The following is a 19,640-nucleotide window of genomic DNA, read 5'->3' as shown; positions in this document are numbered from 1 at the left end:
TTCAATGTCATAAAGGTGTTCCACTTTCGGGGCACCTTTATTTTTGCCTGTTCGTCTGAGGATAATATGTTTCCCGGTTAACCATCCGACGCTTCATCATCGTGGAAGGGTGAACTTCTTCTTATTCTCGGTGAGGGATGCTGTTTCATGGGATCAGCATCCGGAATCAGCCGTCCTGAAGAGAAATTTCAAAATACAGGATTATATTTCAAAGTGAAACTACGAGAGGTGTTAACGGTCTGCATAACAGAGGTATAAATAGTATGTTGATTGGTTAATCAGAAACTGTGAAAATCATTGTACAGAAATATATTTACGGAGGTAAAGACCATGGAAAGTATTTTTCACCGTATCAGCATCAGAAAATATGAAGATAAGCCGATAGAGAAGGAGAAAATCCAGAAGCTGCTGGAAGCGGCTATGCAGGCACCGAGTGCGGGAAACCAGCAGCCGTGGGAATACTATGTTGTCACGAATAAAGATATCATTCAGAAACTCTCGAAGACCAGTCCTTATGCGGGCTGTGCCGCAGGAGCACCGCTTGTGATCGTCTCTGCTTACCGGACAGAAGGTGTAATGTTCCCGTCCATGGTACAGATCGATTCCGCAATTGCTCAGGAAAACATGTGGCTGGAAGCCGATCACCTGGGTCTCGGCGGCGTATGGCTCGCCATCGCACCGGTTCCGGAGAGAATGCAGGGCGTCCGCGAAGTCCTGAATCTTCCGGACAATCTGGAGCCGTTTGCGTTGTTCCCGGTTGGATACCCGGCAGAAGACCGCCCGCGCGTCAGCCGTTTTGATGAGAAGCGCGTGCATATCGTGGAGTAGGGCTGGATCGGAATCGTTTCTAACGCCTCCTATGGATATGGCACTGCAGATATTATCTCCAATGGTGATGTTCTTCCGGCAGGCGGCACTCTGGTAAAGGTAATCTATCACTATTAATAAGTTAATAAAAAGCGCGATGCATAAGGGCAGGTGAATATGCCTGCCAAGGTAAAGAAGGGATTCCGGAACTGAATCATCAATTCCGGAATCCCTTCTGACTTTATAATAGCCTGTTACCGTTCATAGTCTCCGTTGATAAAAACAAGGTCCTGCGTGTTCCCGTATGCCCCGCCGTAAGCTTTTATGAGCCCGATGATAAAATCAACAAACCACCAGATTCCGCATCCGCCGCCGGTCAGCAACTTTAGAATGCCCAGCCCGACCTGTCCTCTGAGGAAGCGGTCGATTCCCAATTCTCCAAGCAGGAAAGTGAATAGCCAGACAAACAGATGCTTGTTGTAGGTTTTGATGTCCGCCGAATTATAATCCGGGTTATAGCTATAGTTATTCTCATAATATCCGCGATTTTCCTGAGCCCTACCGGCAGCATTTCCGTAATAGGATCCGTTTCCGTATTCATAAGAAGAGGCAGAAGAAGCGGCTTCAGATGGATCGCTGTAAGTATTTGTGTTTGTGGATCCATATGAACCGGCAGTCCCTGTTGAATCTGCATTCTCTTCAACGCGGGCAGCAATGAACTCATTACCAGTTCCAGAGTGGAAGACCCGCACCCGGTCGCCGATCTGCGGTCCCATGTAGCTTACTGCAGCGATCGGAATCGTAATGATTTCGCCGCTGTCCATGCCGATGGAGACTTTACCGTCTTCAATTCTCAGTATTTTACCCATAATGTTCTTCTCCTTTTTCAGAAAAAATGTGGCTTTGTCGCAGAAAACCTGCTGTCAGCTCTGATTAAAACGCATCATTATCCAGCATCTGTTTCAGCGCCTGTGCCTGGGCGCTCATCTCGAAAATATCTTCGGAAGAAAGTGACTTCAGAAGGCGCTCAAACGATTCGGCGATCGTCTTCAGTGCGGATTCGGTTTCCTGCTTCGCGGAAAGCTCCTGGTCGTCAGGATTTGTGATCTGCAGGAGATGCTGATAATTCATCAGACACTCCATGGTTTTCGGCAGGTAAAAGTGCAGAAATCTGCGGGTATCTGTTTCTGCGAGTTCCGGAGTTTCTGCCGTTTTATCCAGAATTGCAGAAGCTGAGGCGCCGATGCCCTCGATGGTTTTCCGGATTTCTTCTGTCTGTGCGGCCTCTGCGGCTGAAGCGGCGAGCTTGACCAGATCAGATTTTTTCTGTGCAAGGTCCGAGCTGAGGGAGTCGCGCTCTTCCTGGGTGCCGCGTTCTTTCGTATACTCATCGACCACAAAGGCGTTTTCATCGTATTCGATGTGGGCTCTCTGGAAGCGGCCGCGGCTGATCAGGGTGTTCAGATCCCTCAGGACCTCCTTCCTGTCCATGCCGAGATGGGCGGTGAACATAGGAAGAGGGGTGCTGTGGTACTGGTCGATGACGGAACTGTACATGCGGTAGAGACGGTCGATTTTTTCCTCGTCTTTATTCGTGTTTACCGTATGATAGGAAGCTGCAGTCTTGGCAGGCGGATTTTGTCTCTGTATGCGGTTTCTCGTCGTGAAGATGACAAAACATGCCGCAGCAAGGGCGAAAATTGCGCCGACTGCCTTGCTGTTGAAGGCCTCCTCGCCAATTCCGTACAGGATGAGGATCAGAATGATGTCGCCAAAGCGGATCTTTCTGCCGTTCTTATTATTATTGTTATTCATGAGTTGCGTTCCTTCCGGTGCTGATGCGGCTGCCACTCTCCAGGAGTTTGTCTTTCAGCTCCTGTTCGATCTGAACGAGTTCGGCTTCCGCGGATTTTCTGCGCTGCTGGCCTTCCTCCTGGATGCGGAGAACCTCGTCGATCGTGGAGAGGAGGGCCTCGTTGGTGTGCTTCAGCGTGTCAATATCGATAATGCTGCGTTCATTGGCCTCTGCCGCCATGACCGTAGTCTGCTTCAGCATGTCGGCATTCTTCCGCAGCATATCGTTTGTCGCGTCCGTGACCATTTTCTCCGCCTTTGCGGCCTGGTTGGCGTGCTGGACACCCAGAGCCAGGACCATCTGGTTCTTCCAGAGCGGAATGGTGTTCAGGATCGCCGACTGGATCTTCTCCGCCATGATCGAGTCATCGTTCTGCACCAGGCGGATCTGCGGCGCGGTCTGAAGAGATATGGTGCGGGTCAGTTCAAGGTCGTGGATTTTCTTCTCAAACCTCGTGCACATGGCAGCCAGGTCATTGACCGCCTGGACGTCTTCCTGAAGATTCGTTGCAGCCGCCTTCTGCTGGAGCTGCGGAAGATCCACCGCGCGGACCTGTTCCAGTTTCTGCTGTCCTGCGGCAATGTACATGGAAAGCTCCTTGAAATAGACCTGATTCTGGTCGTAAAGCTTGTCTAGCATGGCGATGTCCTTCAGCAGAGTGTACTGGTGGTTCTCCAGCGCGTCGACAACCTTGTTCATGTTTTCTTCCGTGTTCGCATAGCGTGCACGGATAATTTCAACCTTGTTTTTCTTCTTCTGGAAAAAGCCGCGGATTCCGCCTTTTTCCTCCTGATCCAGGTTCTTGATCTCCACCGTCATCGTTGTGAGCAGGTCACCGATCTCGCCAAAATCCTTGGTTCTGACGCTTTTCAGCGCCGCGTCGGAGAACTTGACGGACTTCTTCTGCGCCGCGGAGCCGTAATTCAGAATCTGCGTAGAATTGTTCAGATCAATCTGAGAGGCAAAGGCGTTAATCTGCTTCTGTTCTTCCGGTGTGAACTGCGGCGCCGCAGCTTTCTGCTGATTCTGAACACCGAAAGATCCGAACGGGTCTGCCTGCATCTGCGACTCTGCCGCATCCGGATCCAGGGTCAGAGTCGGCATCGGCGTCTTATCCTGTGGTGAGTTTTCCATAATTCTGTCCTTTCTTTTTCATTAACAATATACGGTATGCGTAAGTTCGTGCTGACTTTTCGTGTGTCGTTTCTTTGGCATTCTCTCTGCTGCATGGATAAAATGCCGGCATACCGTCTGACCTGCATCAATTTCAGCAGAGCCGGCTGGCAGATCACGCATAAGTGCGCGGTCAGGGAGAGCCTCAGCGCAGCCAGTATCCGTTATATGCCGTGCATTTACGCTGTCTTCTTGCTTTTCATGATTGCAGGCGTGTGTTCGATGTCATACTTATTATCCATTATACCTTTGATTCGAAAGAGAGGAAAGACTGCAATATAGATTTTAAGGGAACTTTCAGAAAGGGCGGGGCTTTCGGTGACGGACGGCCGCCTAAGAAGCGGGCAGAGGCCCTTGGCAGAGGATGACAGCCTCGCATTGGACAAAAAGAAGGGCAGCTGCGCTGCGGCAGGCTGCCCCTTGCAAGGTGCTATTTGTTATATTTCTCGTAAAGCTGGTAGAGTTCCTGCTTTTCGCTGTCAGTCAGATTCTGCTCTGCGAACTGCATCAGCCCGGAAGTATCATTATTCTTCACATAGCCGTATACTTTGGCAATATTGGATGGTGAAGCATGTTTGATGATGATGCTTCTGACCCTGGCTTTATCAGCGCTGGACATGTTATTATAGACGTTTTCAGCAGCCTGCGCCGCGTTCGAAGTGCTGACAGAGGAACTGCCAGAATTTCCGCTGCTGCCTGTTGTACTCTGGCTGGAGCTTCCCGTTCCTGAAGATGAACTCTGGACCGCCTGCGAGTATGTTTTCGCTGAAATTTTATCCATTATATTATCCCAAAGGAATACCTTGACGCACCCCGCGGCCACCACGATAATCAAAAGCGTGATGATGAGTTTTCTGACCGGATGACGTTTCCTTGCTGAATATCTGTTTGAACGCATAGGAATGATCCCCCCTCTCTATTGAATGAAATCATATCATAGTATTGTTGTGAAATCATGAACAGAAGATGAATTCTGGTAATTACAATTTTTCTCTGGCATTACGGCAAACTGATCAATGAAGGAGATTATCCGTGAACCAGCTGCTTTCTGCGGCGGGATGCAGGATAAACTGATCCAGGCGCTGTTTCATATCTGCGCCGCGGCAGGGCAGTGCACCATATCCAGATTCAGAACGTGGAAGCCTAATATCCGGATCAGACCGGGCCGCGGAAAAGACAGGGTTTTCGTTTCCTTCAACAGCGTTATTGGCGAAACGGTCCCTGTTACAGGAAATACTCTTTTATTATCTCCTGAATTTCACTGGTGTCGACACCGTTCTCCGGGGAGTCAGCCGTCATAATCAGCTTATCTCCAAGCATAAAGCCAGAATTAAGGTAAAGTCGAAGCTTCCACTGTGTCTGCCTGACATATTCCTGCGATGTCAGCAGCCCCAGATGCTCCCAGATGATCAGCTGGCCGGATTTTCGTGATAATATGGTAAAATCCGGTTCCATGGAGATCCCGTTAAAAGTCCATGGCAGTTCATAGACAAAAGGAATGTTCTCTCTGCAGAGACTATTATAGATGAAAGCTTCCGACTTAGAACGCACCAGCCCGCCATCCTCAGTCTTCTGCTTCAGGTGCTCCGGATAGCGGTATTCACCAATGTGATGTGTTTTCTGATATTTGTTTTCCCAGACACTGAAATTCGGAATGCCCGCAATTTCAAAACATTCCGCAGGAAGACTGCGATATGCCTTCGGCCATTTCTCCGGGGTATTGATGTCCAGCTCCTCATAGCCCGCTGCGACTTTATCAAGGAGCTTGATGTTTGATTCTGTTTTTTTAATGGACTGCGACAGAAAATAGTGGGTCTGAATCTGGCGTACGAGTTCAGGTTCATGGCGGCCGACGTAACGTTTGTGGCGTTTACCGTGATCTTTCGGATCGGGAAAATAGACAGTATAATAATCGTAATTTTTTTCGCATTTTACATCTAAACTGAAATTATCATATGAACTGCGTCTTCGGATTTCTTGCTGGAAACGTTTAAGACGCTGGGTATTTTTTTCTAATTCTCTCTGGATGATATCAACAAATTGCATCGTATGCTCCTTCTTGGCTTTTGAATAATATGTATAAGTATGTGGCATTTTTATTAGCATAAATAGTAATATCAGCAATATCAAGTAAATTTGGAAAATAATGCACTCCGGGTAAAAGAGCGAATGTTTTGATATAGCAAGGTGATACAAGAGAAAGCTCGGGAAACACATGTAAACGGCAGAAATCCCGAGAAAAAATTCAGAGCCCTCGGGAATTCACAAGAAAGGAGGGCGTTTCCCGAGAAAGAGCTGTAGAGATACCTCGGGAAACACATGTAAACGGCAGAAATCCCGAGAAAAAATTCAGAGCCCTCGGGAATTCACAAGAAAGGAGGGCGTTTCCCGAGAAAGAGCTGTAGAGATACCTCGGGAAACACATATAAAACATCAGAATTCCCGAGAAGGAAATCAGAGCCCTCGGGAATTCATAAGAAAGGAGGGCGTTTCCCGAGAAAGAGCTGTGGAGATACCTCGGGAAACACATGTAAAACAGCAGAATTCCCGAGAAGGAAATCAACGGTCTCGGGAATTCACAAGAAAAGAGAGTGTTTCCCGAGAAAGAGCTGTAGAGATACCTCGGGAAACACATGTAAAACAGCAGAATTCCCGAGAAGGAAATCAACGGTCTCGGGAATTCATATGAAAAGAATCCGATTCCCGAGCCCTTCTGTTATGAACCGCTCGGGAACGTACCGATAAGATAAAAAGGCTTCCGAGCTTCAGCAGTCAGAATCTTCGGAAGCCACATTCTGGAAAAGAGAAGATTTCCGGGTTCCAGACATAAAACCCCGGAAATCTCACATTTTGAAAAAAAGAAGGCTCTCGAGCCCCAGCAGATAAATCTCGAGAGCCTGCCTTCTGATACTGGCTTTCCCGAAGGGATGAAAGCCCGAAACCCGGAGGGAAGTGCATCACTATAGACGTGTTGAAATGCACGGTATACAGTATACCTGTGCGGCTCGTTTTCTCATACCCCTCTTATCCATTCATTCATTTGCACATATCAGCTTTCCCGGAGGGACTTTTACAGGCGTTGCACTTGCGTGTACCTGGAAGGTTGCCGCCCCTTGTCATCGCCATCTTTCCCGAAGGGATGAAAGCCCGAAACCCGGAGGGAAGTGCATCTCGACAGATGGCTGGGAATATGCAGTATACAATATACATAAACTCCCGTTGCCAATTTACTCATTTGCGCAGATCCGTTTTTCTGGAAGGGGAACTGCATCCCATCCGGTGTTGACGCATTCCCTCTCAGCTTGTATACTGTTACTATTTGACAAAGCAATGGGGCTTTGTTTGTTGGGCAATGCTAAAAGGAAAGGGGTAATTTATGAAGAAGGCTAAGAAGAATAGGAAGCCGATGCCGCTTGCGGGGCAGATCTTTATCGCGCTTGTCATTGCAATTGTTGTCGGTCTTTTGATACAGCCGTATGCGAAATTCGCAAATACTTATATCACACCGTTTGGAACTATATTCCTGAATCTGATTAAATTCATCGTCGGGCCGATCGTCCTGTTTTCGATCATGGCTGGTGTCGTTTCGATGAAAGATATCCGGAAAGTAGGCGCAATCGGCGGGACCACGCTGGTTTACTATATGTGCACGACCGCATTCGCGACGGCGATCGGCCTGTTCCTTGCGAACAGTTTTCAGAGATATTTTCCGGTGCTGTCCGTCTCGAATCTGAAATACAAGGCTGGCAGCAGTGTGTCTCCGATGGATACGCTGGTTAATGTATTCCCGAGCAACTTCCTCGCACCAATCTATGAATCGAATATGCTGCAGGTCATCGTGATGGCGCTGATTCTCGGCTTTGCGATCATTCTGGTCGGAAAGAAGGCGGAACCGGCGGTACATGCAGTTGATGTATGCAACGATATTTTCATGAAGGCTATGGAGATGATTCTCCGGCTTTCGCCGATCGGCGTCTTCTGCCTGCTCTGCCCGGTTATCGCAGAAAACGGTGCGAAGATTCTCGGATCGCTGGCGATGGTCCTTCTCGTTGCATATCTTGGCTACATCGCGCACGCGCTCATTGTCTATTCTCTTGCTGTGAGAACGCTTGGCGGAATGAATCCTGTGAAGTTCTTTAAGGGCATGCTTCCGGCAATTCTGTTTGCGTTCTCGTCGGCGTCATCAGTTGGTACTCTGCCGCTCAACATGGAGTGCACGGAGAAGCTCGGTGTTCCAAAGGAGGTATCTTCCTTCGTTCTGCCGCTCGGTGCCACGATCAATATGGATGGAACCGCTATTTATCAGGGTGTCTGCTCCATCTTCATTGCGGCCTGCTATGGCATTCATCTGACATTCGCGCAGATGATTACCATCGTCATCACGGCAACGCTGGCGTCGATCGGAACAGCGGGTGTTCCGGGTTCCGGCATGGTTATGCTGGCAATGGTTCTTCAGTCTGTCGGTCTTCCGGTGCAGGGAATTGCACTTGTCGCGGGCATCGACCGTATCTTCGACATGGGCAGAACGACGGTGAATATCACGGGCGACGCATCCTGCACGGTCATCGTCTCACACCTTCTGCGCAATAAGATTGCATCCTGGAGTACACCGAAAGGGGCTGACGTTGAAGAAACCGTGGAAAAACTGGATAAGGAAGAAGCTGAAAAAGCATCCTCTGTGGAAGAGGCACTCGGAGATACACCGGAAGTTTCGGCTGAAAATCCAGCGGATGATGTTTCATCTGAGAATGACGCAGTGAAGGGAGAGAAGTAGTGACACTGACGCCTTTTATGTTTCTCCTCGTCTGCCCGTTTCTGTTCCTTGCGGGCTTTGTGGATTCTATTGCAGGAGGAGGCGGCCTGATCTCCATGCCGGTCTACCTCCTTGCGGGGCTTCCGCCGCACACGGCGGTAGCGACCAACAAGCTGTCGTCGACCTGTGGAACGGCACTCACGACCGTGCGGTTTATGAAAAATAATTTGATTAACCTGAAGCTTGCCGTTCCATCCATTCTCGCGGCCATTGCGGGTTCCTCACTGGGGGCCCGCATTTCGATGTCTCTGGATGAGAATATTCTCCGGAATATCATTATCTGTGTGCTTCCGGTTGCGGCCTTCTTTGTCCTGAATAAAAAGATGTTCAGCAGAGAAGGCGGGAAAACGGCGGCAGTGACGATAAGGACCGTGACCGTCTCCATGACCGCTGCCTTTCTCATCGGAATCTACGACGGGCTTTACGGGCCGGGAACGGGAAGCTTTCTCATCATCGCCTTCACAGTTTTTGCGCATCTTTCGGTTGAGGCAGCAAATGCGCAGGCGAAGGCAATCAATCTGACGACCAACCTGACAGCGCTTACGCTGTTCCTTTTGAGTGGAAAAGTACTGCTGCCACTGGGACTTGCCGGTGCCGTCTGCAACATGGCAGGAAATTACATCGGATCGGGCCTTGTGATGAAGAAAGGCGGGAAGATCGTAAGACCGCTGCTTCTGGCTGTCCTGGTCATTCTCTTCATCCGACTGATCATGGAGTCTGTCTAAACGGAAAGCGGACGCTTAACCGTTTTCCTTTCTGTCCTCGCAGCTTATGAACTGACCGGGGCTGAGAGTTTCCGCACGAATATATTTTCAGATGGCGGATGGTATCTGTGAATACATGGATATCATCTGCCATTTGCATTTCTTCGGTCCAGATGGTACCATCTTGCTGGACTTCGTTTTGTCGAATAGGAAGGATGGAGCATAATCAATGGTATTATTGACGGCTAAACATATAAAGAAGAGCTTTTCGGAGAAGCAGCTGCTGGAGGATGTGGATCTGAGCATCAATGAAGGGGATAAGATCGGCCTGGTCGGGGTGAATGGGAGCGGGAAGTCGACGCTGCTGCAGATTATCGCCGGTGTGATGGATGAGGACGGCGGGGAGATTATCCGGAATAACGAGCTCAGAACGGGCTATCTTCCGCAGAATCCGCCCTATGATCCAGAGAAGACGGTGCTTCAGCAGGCCCTGGCGGATGTCCGGGGAAATGTGGAGGAGTATGTAGTGAAGTCGCTTCTGACCAGGGTCGGCATGGGCGATTATGAAAAAAAGATGAAGGAGCTGTCGGGAGGGCAGAGAAAGCGGGTCGCGCTGGCAGCGGTTCTCTGCAGTGACACCAATCTTCTGATCCTGGATGAGCCGACCAACCACATGGACAATCAGATTATTGAGTGGCTGGAGGAGCAGCTGGCGGAGTATAAGGGCGCGGTATTTATGATCACGCATGACCGGTATTTTCTGGAGCGTGTGACGGACCACATCTGTGAGATTGAGAAGGGCCGGCTTGTTTCATATGAGGGAAATTATGAGGCCTATCTGGTGGCCAAGCAGGAGCGGCTGGAGCTGGCCAAGGCGAATGAGCGCAAGCGTGCGAATCTGTACCGCAAGGAACTCAGGTGGATCCGCTGGACGGCGCCGGCCCGCACGACCAAGTCCAGGAGCCGCGTGCAGCGCTTCCAGCAGATTAAGGATGCCAAACAGACCTTTGAGGATCCGCATCTTGAGATCGGGACCCTGTCCTCGCGTCTGGGGAAGAAGGTCATTGAAATTAATCACATCAGCAAGGCCTTTGACGGCGTGCAGTACATCAATGATTTCAGTTACAATATTCTCCGCAATGACCGTATCGGCATCGTCGGAAACAACGGCTGCGGAAAGACGACGCTGCTGAAGATAATCATGGGACTGATTCAGCCGGACGAGGGGTCGATTGATATCGGAGAAACCGTGAAGATCGGTTATTTTTCACAGGAGTCGGAGCATATGGATCCGGACATGCGGATCATTAAGTACATTGAGGATATCGCGCGCAATGTGCACACGAAGGACGGCTATCTCTCTGCGTCGCAGATGCTGGAGCGCTTTCTTTTCCCGTCCTATATGCATTCTGTGAAGATCGGAAAACTCTCCGGTGGAGAGAAACGCAGGCTCTATCTTTTGTCGGTACTTATGCAGGCACCGAACGTCCTGATTCTGGACGAGCCGACCAATGATCTGGACATCGACACGCTGACGGTCCTGGAAGACTATCTGGACGATTTTCCGGGAGCCGTGATCATCGTTTCCCATGACCGCTACTTCCTGGACCGCCTTGTGGTGAAGACTTTTGCCTTTGAGGAAGGCGGCCATATCCGGCAGTACACCGGCGGCTACAGCAAGTACATGAATGAGAAAGAGGCCAGGGAGGCGCAGGCCGCGCAGTCCTCTTCAGGGACAAAATCCACCCGGCAAGGGAATTCCGGCTCTTCTGGCTCACGCCGCCATGAAAAGCAGCGCCTGAAATTCTCCTACCGGGAAAAACAGGAATACGAAAGCATCGACGATGACATCGCCGCCCTGGAGCAGAAATCCTCTGATCTTGAAAAAGAAATGGAAGCCCACTCTTCAGAAGCACTGAAACTTGCTGATCTCGCGAAAGAAAAGGAAGAAGTTGACCGGAAACTGGATGAAAAGATGGAGCGCTGGGAATATCTGAATGAGCTGGCGGAGAGAATTGAGAGAGGCGAACTTGTATAAACCGTCTCTGGAAATCCCGGATGAGAGTGTTTTCTGTTTCCCGGCAGCTGCCAGAGGAGAATACAGATATATAGAATGCGGTTTACGGAATTAAAATACGGTCTATCGTTCCCGCTGCTGAAAAAATATGATGCTGGCCTTCCAGGATGTTAAAGTGTCTTGCGAACAGACAAAACCTGCTGCCGTCTGACAAACAGACAATGAAAAAAGGCCCTGCCGCAGCCCCTGAAAAGAGGGAAGCGGCGGAGCCTTTTTCGTTTCCTTCCTTATATCAGTCCGCCGTAAATGTGCATCAGGACTGCCGTCACGAGAGGCAGAGTTCCGAGAGAAAAGAAGGTCGACAGGGCGATTCCTTCGGAAAGAAGCTGCGCGTTTTTATGCTGCTGTGCTGCAATTGCCGCAGTGATGACGGCGCAAGGGAAGGCTTCCGCGTAGATGCAGGTGAGTTTTGCGGCGGCGGAGATCGGAAGCCAGTTGACCATTGGAAAGGAAATGGCCGGCATGAAGAGATCGGCCAGGAGACAGACGATGACCAGCTTTTTATTCGTGATGAGCCTTGCCAGGTGGCTTTTGCCCAGGAGAACGCCCACCAGAACCATGGACAGGGGAATGGTCATGTCTCCCATGGTGCTGAAGAAGGTCATGACCGGCTGCGGGAGCCGGATCCGCGCAAAAAGAATGACGCATCCTGCGATTGTCGCGAACATCGGCATGGTGCACATGGCGCGAAGCATGGCTTTTCCGCTGAGTTTCGACTTCTGGCCGTAGTTCAGCTGGATGATCAGTCCGCTGTACATGTAGAAATTCAGGACAATGTTCTGGATGACGAACAGATAAAAGATCTTATTTCCGAACACGGCTTTTGCGACCGGAAAACCCAGAAATCCCGTATTGATTGAGGTCATGATCGCCATAACGCAGCCCTGGTCTTCCAGAGGCTTCCAGCGGAGTATCTTTACGATGACAATGGATATCAGTCCGGTGATGAACATCACGCAGGCGGAAACCACCAGAACGCTGATCGTGTCCCGCAGCGTCTGCGCCGTCAGCTGCGTTCCGCCCATGGAGCTGATAATCAGGCAGGGTGTGGAAATATTGATCAGAAGACTTGTGAGTGGGGCGGCACTCTCGTCCGGCAGCACGTGCAGCTTGTTCGCCGCATATCCGGCGCCAGTCATCGCAAATATTGTGAATACTTTAATAAATACTATCAGCATAGTTCTGAATTCTCCTCATATATATTGTCGGACGGTGATCCGTCCTTTCGGAATGCTGAGCCCGGCAGCCATGCGTCCGCTTTCTGCTGCAGAATTCTACTCATCAGTTTATCATAATTTTGCCGGCTCTGACAGAGGGGACAAAATATAGAAAGCAAGAAGATTCCCATTATGCGGCATTCTGCTGCTGCAGTCACTATGCACAGAAAAGAGCCTGCTGTTTTGTGCGCCTGCATACGAAAGTAATGCTTTAACGCGTTAATGTAGAAAATACAGAAAAATGAAGAAATTTTCATCGATTTTCGCAAATTATCGGGGAAAAATTTAAAAATATTTTTTAGTCAAAGTGAATATTTACACAAATATTGCTTATGTTTTTATTGATAAAGGATAGTCAATTTTAGAAACGTTGGAATTTGAATGGACATTGACGAAATTAATATTTGGAAAGTGAGTGAAAATAATTTCTACATAGAAAATGTTATATAATGATTTGCAGGTATTGTGAAAATATATGCATGTGTGTTATAATAAGGTCAACAAAATGATTGAGCGATAAATCGGGATTAGTAATTTTACATCGATAGCGGGCGCACGGATGACTGATGAAAAACAGAATGATGCACCCTCAGCTATCGAAATAATCTGAATCAGGGGTGAAATTTATCGCAGTATATTCAATATATTGAATAAAATCTTCATTCGAAATTATGGAGGAAATGCTGAAAAAAGATCCTTATAGGAGAGGAGTGAAATTATGAAAGGCTTTGAAAACTTCATAGATATCCTGAACGGGTTTATGTGGGGACCGGTCATGCTGATCCTGCTGGTAGGAACAGGAATTTTCCTGACCTGCAGAACCAGAGGACTTCAGTTCCGTAAATTCGGACTCATCATGAAAGAAACCGTTGGAAAGCTGTTCACCAAGACAGAGGTTAAGGAAGGTTCCCTTTCCCCGGTCCAGGCAATGACTACAGCCCTTGCGGGTACTGTAGGTACAGGAAATATCGCCGGTGTTACCGGAGCGATTGCGCTCGGCGGCCCGGGAGCCGTTTTCTGGATGTGGATTTCCGCACTCTTCGGAATGTGCACCAAGTTCACTGAGGTTACGCTCTCTGTCCGTTATCGTGAAAAGAACGATAAGGGCGACTGGGTCGGCGGTCCGATGTACTATATTAAGAATGGTATGGGAAAACACTGGACCTGGCTCGGCACACTGTTTGCACTGTTTGCGATGATCGCGGCGTTTGGAATTGGAAACATGACACAGGTCAACACCATCGCGACATCCATCGGAACAATTTTTACCGAGTTTAACCCGGCAATGAAGCAGAATCTGCAGATGATTTACCTGATCATCGGAATCGTAATCGCGATTCTCACCGCACTGGTTCTGTTCGGCGGACTGAACCGAATCGGAGCAACCACAGAGAAGCTGGTTCCGGTAATGGCGATTGTCTACATCGTAACAGCTCTGGTTGTTATCTTCACCCACGTTCCTATGCTCGGATCCGTTTTCCACGATATTTTCGTAGGAGCATTCAATCCTGAGGCAATCGGCGGAGGAATGGCAGGAACAGTGATCATGACCGTTATGAGAGCCGGAATCGGCCGTGGAGTATTCTCCAATGAAGCAGGACTTGGTTCTGCCCCGATCGCTCATGCAGCAGCAGATACCGATCATCCGATCCGTCAGGGATTCTTCGGAGCATTCGAAGTATTCGCAGATACCATCGTCATCTGCACTATGACCGCATTGGCAGTCCTGGTATCCGGAAAGGCAGTCGGATTCTATGGAAAATCCGCAGGAACAGACCTGACGATTTCCGCATTCTCCACGACATTCGGCGGAAAACTCGCGGCAATCATCATCGCAACCTGCATCGCCATGTTCGCGTTCTCCACAGTCCTGAGCTGGGCACTGTACGGAACGCGCTGCGCAGAGTTCCTGTTTAAGTCCACCAAGGTCATCAAGCCATATCAGATTATCTTCATCATCTTCATCGTTGTCGGTGCAACCATGAAGCTGTCTGTAGCATGGACCGTTGCAGACACACTGAACGCCATGATGGCTGTTCCGAACCTGATCGCCGTACTGGCGCTGTCTCCGGAAGTCATCCGTCTGTTGAAGGACTTCTTCTCCGGACATCCGAACTGCACGACAGAGAACCTGCAGAGCTGGGCACAGGAAGAAGGAGGAATTCAGAACGTCCGCACCAAAGAAAGAGCTGCGGAATAGGAATACTCTGTTTCAGACAAAAAATATATTCGCAAGAACAGGAATCGGATGTGAAATACATCTTTACATACTCCTGGACTCCGATCATTTTACAAAGGGGCTTGCTGCACGAAGTTATGAAAATAACCCGGGACAGCAGCTCCTTTTTTCTGATTTGTCGTGGATGGAGCTTCGGGACGCAGATGCTGATCCGGAGCCGCGGAGACCCTCTGACAAACGCCGGGCTTTGTGTTAAAATGTTATCAAGAATAAACAGTAATTACAGATGAAAGGGAGCGGAGAAATCATGGATAACCGGTCATTATGGCTGTATCAGCAGAATCAGAGCTATTTTCCTTTAAATGAAAAGCAGAAAGCTGAGCTTCAGGAACGTCTTCAGAGTGTCACCAGGAAGTACACGCAGTCCTGTAAATATAATATCTGCGGCTTTAACAATATCGGAGCGCTCTGGCAGGATCTTGCTGAAGATGAGGATGAGCTTTACGATATTTTAAAGGATGCAGAAGAAGATCCGGGCAGGGAAGGATATATTATCACCGACAAGCAGGGGAATATTCTGTAAAAGTTTCGGGAAAGGAAGAATCGGCGGTGAAAAACACAAATACTATTAAGGAAAACAGGCCGTGGAAGGCAGAGTATGAGAAGAAGCTCATGACCCCGGAAGAGGCTGTGAGAATAGTCCGGAATGGGGACCGGGTCTACATAGGAACCTGTACGTCGGTTGCCTACCGGCTGGCAGAGGCGCTCGGGAAGAGAAAAGACGAACTAAAGGATATTACCATTCTGAGTTCCAATGCTTCCCGTCCTCTTGACGTCATGGATCCTGACAGTGATGTTTTTCATGTGGAAACTTACTATATGGGGCCGCAGGAGCGCCGCGCGTCAGCTTCTGACCGCGCGGACTATACCAGTTTTCATCTCAGTCAGACCTCTGACTGGGTAAAATTTGTCGGAAAACCGGATGTGGCATTTCTGGAAGTCTCTGCTCCGGATGAGTTTGGAGATATGCGTTACGGCGCGTCGGGGCTGGTGGCGGACCCCTATGTGCTGGAATGTGCGGACAGGGTTGTGTTCCAGGTGAATGACTGCGTGCCGCGGCTGAACGGCATGGAAAACAAGCTGAGGGCAGAGCAGGCGGATGCGATTGTGGAAGTGCATGATCCACTGCTGCAGATGCCGGATCTTCCGCCGTCAGATGTGCTGAATAAGATTTCCGATTTTCTGGTGGATGAAATCCATGATGGTGACTGTATTCAGCTAGGAATCGGCGGAGTTGCCAGTGCGGTCGGTTATGGTCTGAAGAAAAGAAATGACCTTGGCATTCATTCGGAAATGCTGGGAAATTCTATGATGGAACTGATGAAAAACGGAAACGTCACGAATCAGGAAAAGAATTTCTGGAAGGGAAAATCTGCGGCAGGCTTCGTTATGGGAACGCAGGAACTGTATGATTTTCTGGATGGAAATGAAGATATTTATATGGCGCCTTCAGCGGTGGTCAACAACCCCCTGGTCATTGCAAAGAATGACAATATGGTCTCGGTGAATACGGCACTGGCGGTGGATCTGACGGGGCAGGTCGTGGCGGACAATATCGGCGGAAAACAGTACAGTTCCGTCGGAGGGCAGCTGGATTTTGTGATCGGATCTCAGATGTCAAAGGGAGGCCGGTCTTTTATCGCGCTTTCTTCTACGTTTGAAAAGAATGGGGAAATGCACAGCCACATCAAGGCGGATTTTCTTCCGGGAACGATGGTTACCACACCACGGGCGGATGTGGAATACGTCGTGACGGAATATGGATGTGTGAATCTGAAGCATCTGGGGATGAAAGACCGGGTGCGGGCGATGATCGGGCTGGCACATCCAAAGTTCAGAGAAATTCTGACCGATCAGGCAAAAGAAAAAGGTCTGCTATAAAAAGCAGGCCTTTTTTCATACATGTTATAAATTACTGGATCCGTAACTGCGGGCTTATTTGCTCATCAGGCTGTCACTGTGGCCGGATACGGAGGTGATCAGATAGTCGATGATCGTTCCGGTGCAGGCTTCCAGTACACTGTCGTTCATGTTCAGAACCACGATCGATGCCTTCGGATTCATCTTCTGGATGTATCCGGCGCCGGTGGAAGCATAGGAATCGCTGTATCTCAGCGCAGCATTGTTATATTTCTTATAGGCGGTGGAAACATCGGACACGAAGTTATCGTCTTCATCGCCGGTCCACATCGGGGATGTGCTGATGACCTTTGCGGATGTTCCGGTCAGTCCTGCCAGTTTCTTCTGTGCCTTGTGGATCTCTGTCTGATCGCTGTCCAGAAGACTGTTGGAAACCGAGTTGATGGTGAATTTCTCCGGATCGGTCTTGATGTAGGTGACACAGTTCAGAGAATACGGATCATCAGACAGGTTGTTGTTGCGGATTTTATTATCTGTATACATACCGTTCATCAGCGTGTACATGAAGGCGAGAAGGGTCTGTGCACTGTCTGTGTCGATGACCTGAGACGGTGTCGTGACTTTCTTATACAGATAGGTTGCTCCCGGGTGTTCATGTGCGCGGTCAGCGTTGAAACGCTCGGTGACATTGTCCATGTGGGTGATGAACTTATCCTGGCGGTTCGGGTCAACGGTAAACGTTACCGTACAGGAACCAGGAGAGAGCCCATCATTGCTGCCGCCCTGAATGGAAGCGATGTTGTAGCCGATGTTGGCGCCTTTCATGTATTCCAGCAGCTCTTTGATACGGAGAATCGCGTTGGTGTTATCGCTGATTCCGGAGTTTGCCTGTCCTCTGTCCAGACCATGGATGGTCACCTGATAGGTCAGGGAATATTCCGGTTTGGTGTATTTCAGCTTATGCGAGAACTGCATCAGCATGCTGGATGCAGCCTTCAGTGAAAACTGGCCCTTGTCTGTTCCATTCAGGTAGAAAACCCGGGACTTGTCTGTAATCAGGGATTTATCCAGCTTCTTGATTCCAACGAACTGATGGCCCTTTTCCTGCGTGAAAATGACGGTCAGTTTTCCGGTCGACTGGTTGTTATTCATAATGTAGAGCGCCGATGCGATCGGGGAAATTCCCTGAGATTCCTGCTGCGCATCATACGGGCAGATAATGATTGTCGGTGCCGCCTTCTGATAGTCCTTGGAGCTGGCTCTGGTCATGATGACATTCCCGCCGGAATCGGTCGTGCAGGCAATATCGCGGGACGATGCCCAGATTTTCAGGTAATTGCGGATTCCGGAATTGGAGCTGAATGCCTTGGTTGAATCCTGCAGCTCGATTTCATATGCAGAAAGTTTCTGTGCCAGTGTAGTTGCAGATGCAGCTGTGTTTCTGGTCTGCTCTGAACTTTCCGTCTTGCTTCCGGAACTTGCGGACTGCTGTGCGGCTGCCTGCGTCCTCGGTTCGCATGCGGATGTTGTAAATATGAGTGCGCAGCATAGCGAAAGCGCTGCGGCGCCGCTCAGAATGGATTTTAACTTCATAAATTATGCCTCCAGAACACGGGGTGAATCACCGTGTTGTCATACATCTTCTGCAGTTCATGCAGTATCTGTTTAATCATATCATAGATAACAGAGAGATTTCAATCTAGGAGGGGGATTTCATCAAAGTTTCACGGAATCACGGGAATGTACAAGATCGTGTGCATTGAGTGCTTGTTGCAATAAATTTTCTGATTTGTTATAATATAATCATTCCAGACAGAGGTGCGTGAAAGCAGTTTTGCATTCTGTTTGATCCGGTATTGTATACAGAAAAGAAAATAATGAATTTTCGGAGCGTAAAGATATGGATGATTATTTTGATGAAGACATGGTAATGGAATCCTCAGACCTGATCATACGTCCTACTATTTTTGAGGATTGCAGTGATTTTGCGCGCTGGGAGAATATGGACAGCATTACGAAGTATCTGGCGGTCGATGAGGATGTGACCTATAAACAGGTCGTTACGGAATTTATCCTCAGTCTGAGAGACGAGCAGCGGCAGATGTTTACCATCACGCTGAAACCGTCCGACAGGCCGATCGGCAGAATTATTCTCAGCAGAATTACACGCAGATCAGATTCTCTTCATTTAAAGAGAGTCTATATTGCAGACCCGGACCTCCGCGGAAAGGGCTACGGCGAGCAGGCCGTACGGACGATTCTGGAATATTCCTTCATTAATATGCATATGGAGCGTGTGAGCATGGATCACCTGAAGGGTGATGAAATCACAGGAATGCTCTGCCGCAAGCTCGGCGCCGTTGAAGAGGGCATCATGCGCCATTCGGAGAAGAAAGACGGAAAATACATCGATCTCTACCGGATGTCACTTCTGCGCGCAGAGTACTACGATAAGAACCACGATGACCGCTAATCCCTTTTTCACAGGACAAAAAGTGAAGCCGCAAGGAAAAATTTTCTTGAAGATAAAGAAAAACCTTGTAATTCCTTTGCTTCCTGTGCTATAATAATGCGCGTGCGATGAAAGCGAGCACTAAGTTTGTGTTTACATAGAAAAGCATGGGCTTAAGATATACGATAGGAGGTGCGGCTATGTCAAGGAAATGTGAAGTATGCGGAAAGGGCCAGGTTTCTGGAAACAAGGTTTCTCATTCCAACAAGCATTCCAGAAGAAAGTGGAATGCAAACATCCAGACAGTAAGGATCAACGACAATGGTACAATCAGAAAAGCCAATGTCTGCACAGAGTGCCTGCGGTCCGGTAAAGTTAACCGTGCCGTTTAATGGGCTGGAAGTTTAGGCTGTCATATTGATGAGGTTCCACAGATACTTCAT

General features: G+C 49.0%; 16 protein-coding genes. 9 read left to right on the top strand and 7 right to left on the bottom strand.

Features of this window, described 5'->3' with window-relative positions; genetic code table 11:
* Window positions 1-330: 330 nt before the first annotated feature.
* Window positions 331-828 (top strand): nitroreductase family protein, encoded by a 498-nt coding sequence (locus tag ACI77B_RS09430; RefSeq protein WP_409336581.1) that lies wholly within the window; start codon window positions 331-333, stop codon window positions 826-828.
* 233 nt (window positions 829-1,061) lie between these two features.
* On the opposite strand, the gene ACI77B_RS09425 is transcribed toward ACI77B_RS09430, so the two are convergent.
* From ACI77B_RS09425 to ACI77B_RS09405, 5 genes are all read right to left on the bottom strand, one after another.
* Window positions 1,062-1,676 (bottom strand): TM2 domain-containing protein, encoded by a 615-nt coding sequence (locus ACI77B_RS09425; protein WP_409336580.1) that lies wholly within the window; start codon window positions 1,674-1,676, stop codon window positions 1,062-1,064.
* Window positions 1,677-1,740: 64 nt separating this feature from the next.
* Window positions 1,741-2,622: a 5-bromo-4-chloroindolyl phosphate hydrolysis family protein gene (locus tag ACI77B_RS09420; RefSeq protein WP_409336579.1), complete on the bottom strand. Its 882-nt coding sequence runs from the start codon at window positions 2,620-2,622 to the stop codon at window positions 1,741-1,743.
* On the bottom strand, window positions 2,615-3,796 hold the full coding sequence (locus ACI77B_RS09415; RefSeq protein ID WP_409336578.1) for a toxic anion resistance protein: 1,182 nt from the start codon (window positions 3,794-3,796) through the stop codon (window positions 2,615-2,617). The genes ACI77B_RS09420 and ACI77B_RS09415 overlap by 8 nt, the downstream gene beginning before the upstream one ends.
* A gap of 469 nt (window positions 3,797-4,265) precedes the next feature.
* Entirely contained in the window at window positions 4,266-4,733 is a 468-nt protein-coding gene (locus ACI77B_RS09410) for a hypothetical protein (RefSeq protein ID WP_409336577.1), read from the bottom strand.
* Between the two features lie 326 nt (window positions 4,734-5,059).
* On the bottom strand, window positions 5,060-6,052 hold the full coding sequence (locus ACI77B_RS09405; RefSeq protein ID WP_409336576.1) for a hypothetical protein: 993 nt from the start codon (window positions 6,050-6,052) through the stop codon (window positions 5,060-5,062).
* A 1,159-nt stretch (window positions 6,053-7,211) separates the two neighbouring features.
* Here ACI77B_RS09405 and ACI77B_RS09400 point away from each other — a divergent pair.
* From ACI77B_RS09400 to ACI77B_RS09390, 3 genes are all read left to right on the top strand, one after another.
* A complete protein-coding gene (locus ACI77B_RS09400; protein WP_409336575.1) occupies window positions 7,212-8,609 on the top strand; it encodes a dicarboxylate/amino acid:cation symporter in 1,398 nt (465 codons plus the stop codon).
* Window positions 8,609-9,373, top strand: a complete 765-nt coding sequence (locus ACI77B_RS09395) for a sulfite exporter TauE/SafE family protein (RefSeq protein WP_409336574.1) — start codon at window positions 8,609-8,611, stop codon at window positions 9,371-9,373. Before ACI77B_RS09400 ends, ACI77B_RS09395 begins: the two co-directional genes overlap by 1 nt.
* Before the next feature lie 208 nt (window positions 9,374-9,581).
* Window positions 9,582-11,390, top strand: a complete 1,809-nt coding sequence (locus ACI77B_RS09390) for an ABC-F family ATP-binding cassette domain-containing protein (RefSeq protein ID WP_409336573.1) — start codon at window positions 9,582-9,584, stop codon at window positions 11,388-11,390.
* A 266-nt stretch (window positions 11,391-11,656) separates the two neighbouring features.
* Here ACI77B_RS09390 and ACI77B_RS09385 read toward each other — a convergent pair whose 3' ends face one another.
* Entirely contained in the window at window positions 11,657-12,607 is a 951-nt protein-coding gene (locus tag ACI77B_RS09385; protein ID WP_409336572.1) for an AEC family transporter, read from the bottom strand.
* Between the two features lie 757 nt (window positions 12,608-13,364).
* On the opposite strand from ACI77B_RS09385, the gene ACI77B_RS09380 reads away from it, so the two are divergent.
* The 3 genes from ACI77B_RS09380 (at window position 13,365) to ACI77B_RS09370 (ending at window position 16,766) form a co-directional block, all read left to right on the top strand.
* The gene (locus ACI77B_RS09380; protein ID WP_409336571.1) at window positions 13,365-14,846 is read left to right on the top strand and encodes an alanine/glycine:cation symporter family protein; all 1,482 of its coding nucleotides are present in this window, start codon (window positions 13,365-13,367) and stop codon (window positions 14,844-14,846) included.
* Between the two features lie 265 nt (window positions 14,847-15,111).
* Window positions 15,112-15,408, top strand: a complete 297-nt coding sequence (locus ACI77B_RS09375) for a hypothetical protein (RefSeq protein ID WP_409336570.1) — start codon at window positions 15,112-15,114, stop codon at window positions 15,406-15,408.
* Between the two features lie 26 nt (window positions 15,409-15,434).
* Entirely contained in the window at window positions 15,435-16,766 is a 1,332-nt protein-coding gene (locus ACI77B_RS09370; protein WP_409336569.1) for an acetyl-CoA hydrolase/transferase family protein, read from the top strand.
* Between the two features lie 54 nt (window positions 16,767-16,820).
* Here ACI77B_RS09370 and ACI77B_RS09365 read toward each other — a convergent pair whose 3' ends face one another.
* Window positions 16,821-18,338: a hypothetical protein gene (locus ACI77B_RS09365; protein ID WP_409336568.1), complete on the bottom strand. Its 1,518-nt coding sequence runs from the start codon at window positions 18,336-18,338 to the stop codon at window positions 16,821-16,823.
* Window positions 18,339-18,645: 307 nt separating this feature from the next.
* Here ACI77B_RS09365 and ACI77B_RS09360 point away from each other — a divergent pair, with 307 nt between their 5' ends.
* Together ACI77B_RS09360 and rpmB are read left to right on the top strand one after the other, a co-directional pair.
* Window positions 18,646-19,218, top strand: coding sequence for a GNAT family N-acetyltransferase (locus ACI77B_RS09360; protein ID WP_409336567.1), 573 nt, complete (start codon window positions 18,646-18,648; stop codon window positions 19,216-19,218).
* A gap of 179 nt (window positions 19,219-19,397) precedes the next feature.
* On the top strand, window positions 19,398-19,589 hold the full coding sequence (rpmB, locus tag ACI77B_RS09355) for a 50S ribosomal protein L28 (RefSeq protein WP_178263394.1): 192 nt from the start codon (window positions 19,398-19,400) through the stop codon (window positions 19,587-19,589).
* The last annotated feature ends 51 nt before the right edge of the window (window positions 19,590-19,640 follow it).

The sequence above is a fragment of the Eubacterium sp. F2 genome, assembly GCF_046244355.1.
Classification (GTDB): Bacteria; Bacillota; Clostridia; order Peptostreptococcales; family Anaerovoracaceae; genus Aminicella.
The sequence above is the reverse complement of the archived record's forward strand: the minus strand, read 5'-3'. Positions and strand labels throughout refer to the sequence as shown.

Excerpts from the sequence above, each read along its gene's own strand:
- ACI77B_RS09430 (WP_409336581.1), top strand. The coding sequence starts at position 331 with ATGGAAAGTATTTTTCACCGTATCAGCATCAGAAAATATGAAGATAAG.
- ACI77B_RS09425 (WP_409336580.1), bottom strand. The coding sequence starts at position 1,676 with ATGGGTAAAATACTGAGAATTGAAGACGGTAAAGTCTCCATCGGCATG.
- ACI77B_RS09420 (WP_409336579.1), bottom strand. The coding sequence starts at position 2,622 with ATGAATAACAATAATAATAAGAACGGCAGAAAGATCCGCTTTGGCGAC.
- ACI77B_RS09415 (WP_409336578.1), bottom strand. The coding sequence starts at position 3,796 with ATGGAAAACTCACCACAGGATAAGACGCCGATGCCGACTCTGACCCTG.
- ACI77B_RS09410 (WP_409336577.1), bottom strand. The coding sequence starts at position 4,733 with ATGCGTTCAAACAGATATTCAGCAAGGAAACGTCATCCGGTCAGAAAA.
- ACI77B_RS09405 (WP_409336576.1), bottom strand. The coding sequence starts at position 6,052 with ATGTGTTTCCCGAGCTTTCTCTTGTATCACCTTGCTATATCAAAACAT.
- ACI77B_RS09400 (WP_409336575.1), top strand. The coding sequence starts at position 7,212 with ATGAAGAAGGCTAAGAAGAATAGGAAGCCGATGCCGCTTGCGGGGCAG.
- ACI77B_RS09390 (WP_409336573.1), top strand. The coding sequence starts at position 9,582 with ATGGTATTATTGACGGCTAAACATATAAAGAAGAGCTTTTCGGAGAAG.
- ACI77B_RS09385 (WP_409336572.1), bottom strand. The coding sequence starts at position 12,607 with ATGCTGATAGTATTTATTAAAGTATTCACAATATTTGCGATGACTGGC.
- ACI77B_RS09380 (WP_409336571.1), top strand. The coding sequence starts at position 13,365 with ATGAAAGGCTTTGAAAACTTCATAGATATCCTGAACGGGTTTATGTGG.
- ACI77B_RS09375 (WP_409336570.1), top strand. The coding sequence starts at position 15,112 with ATGAAAGGGAGCGGAGAAATCATGGATAACCGGTCATTATGGCTGTAT.
- ACI77B_RS09365 (WP_409336568.1), bottom strand. The coding sequence starts at position 18,338 with ATGAAGTTAAAATCCATTCTGAGCGGCGCCGCAGCGCTTTCGCTATGC.
- ACI77B_RS09360 (WP_409336567.1), top strand. The coding sequence starts at position 18,646 with ATGGATGATTATTTTGATGAAGACATGGTAATGGAATCCTCAGACCTG.
- rpmB (WP_178263394.1), top strand. The coding sequence starts at position 19,398 with ATGTCAAGGAAATGTGAAGTATGCGGAAAGGGCCAGGTTTCTGGAAAC.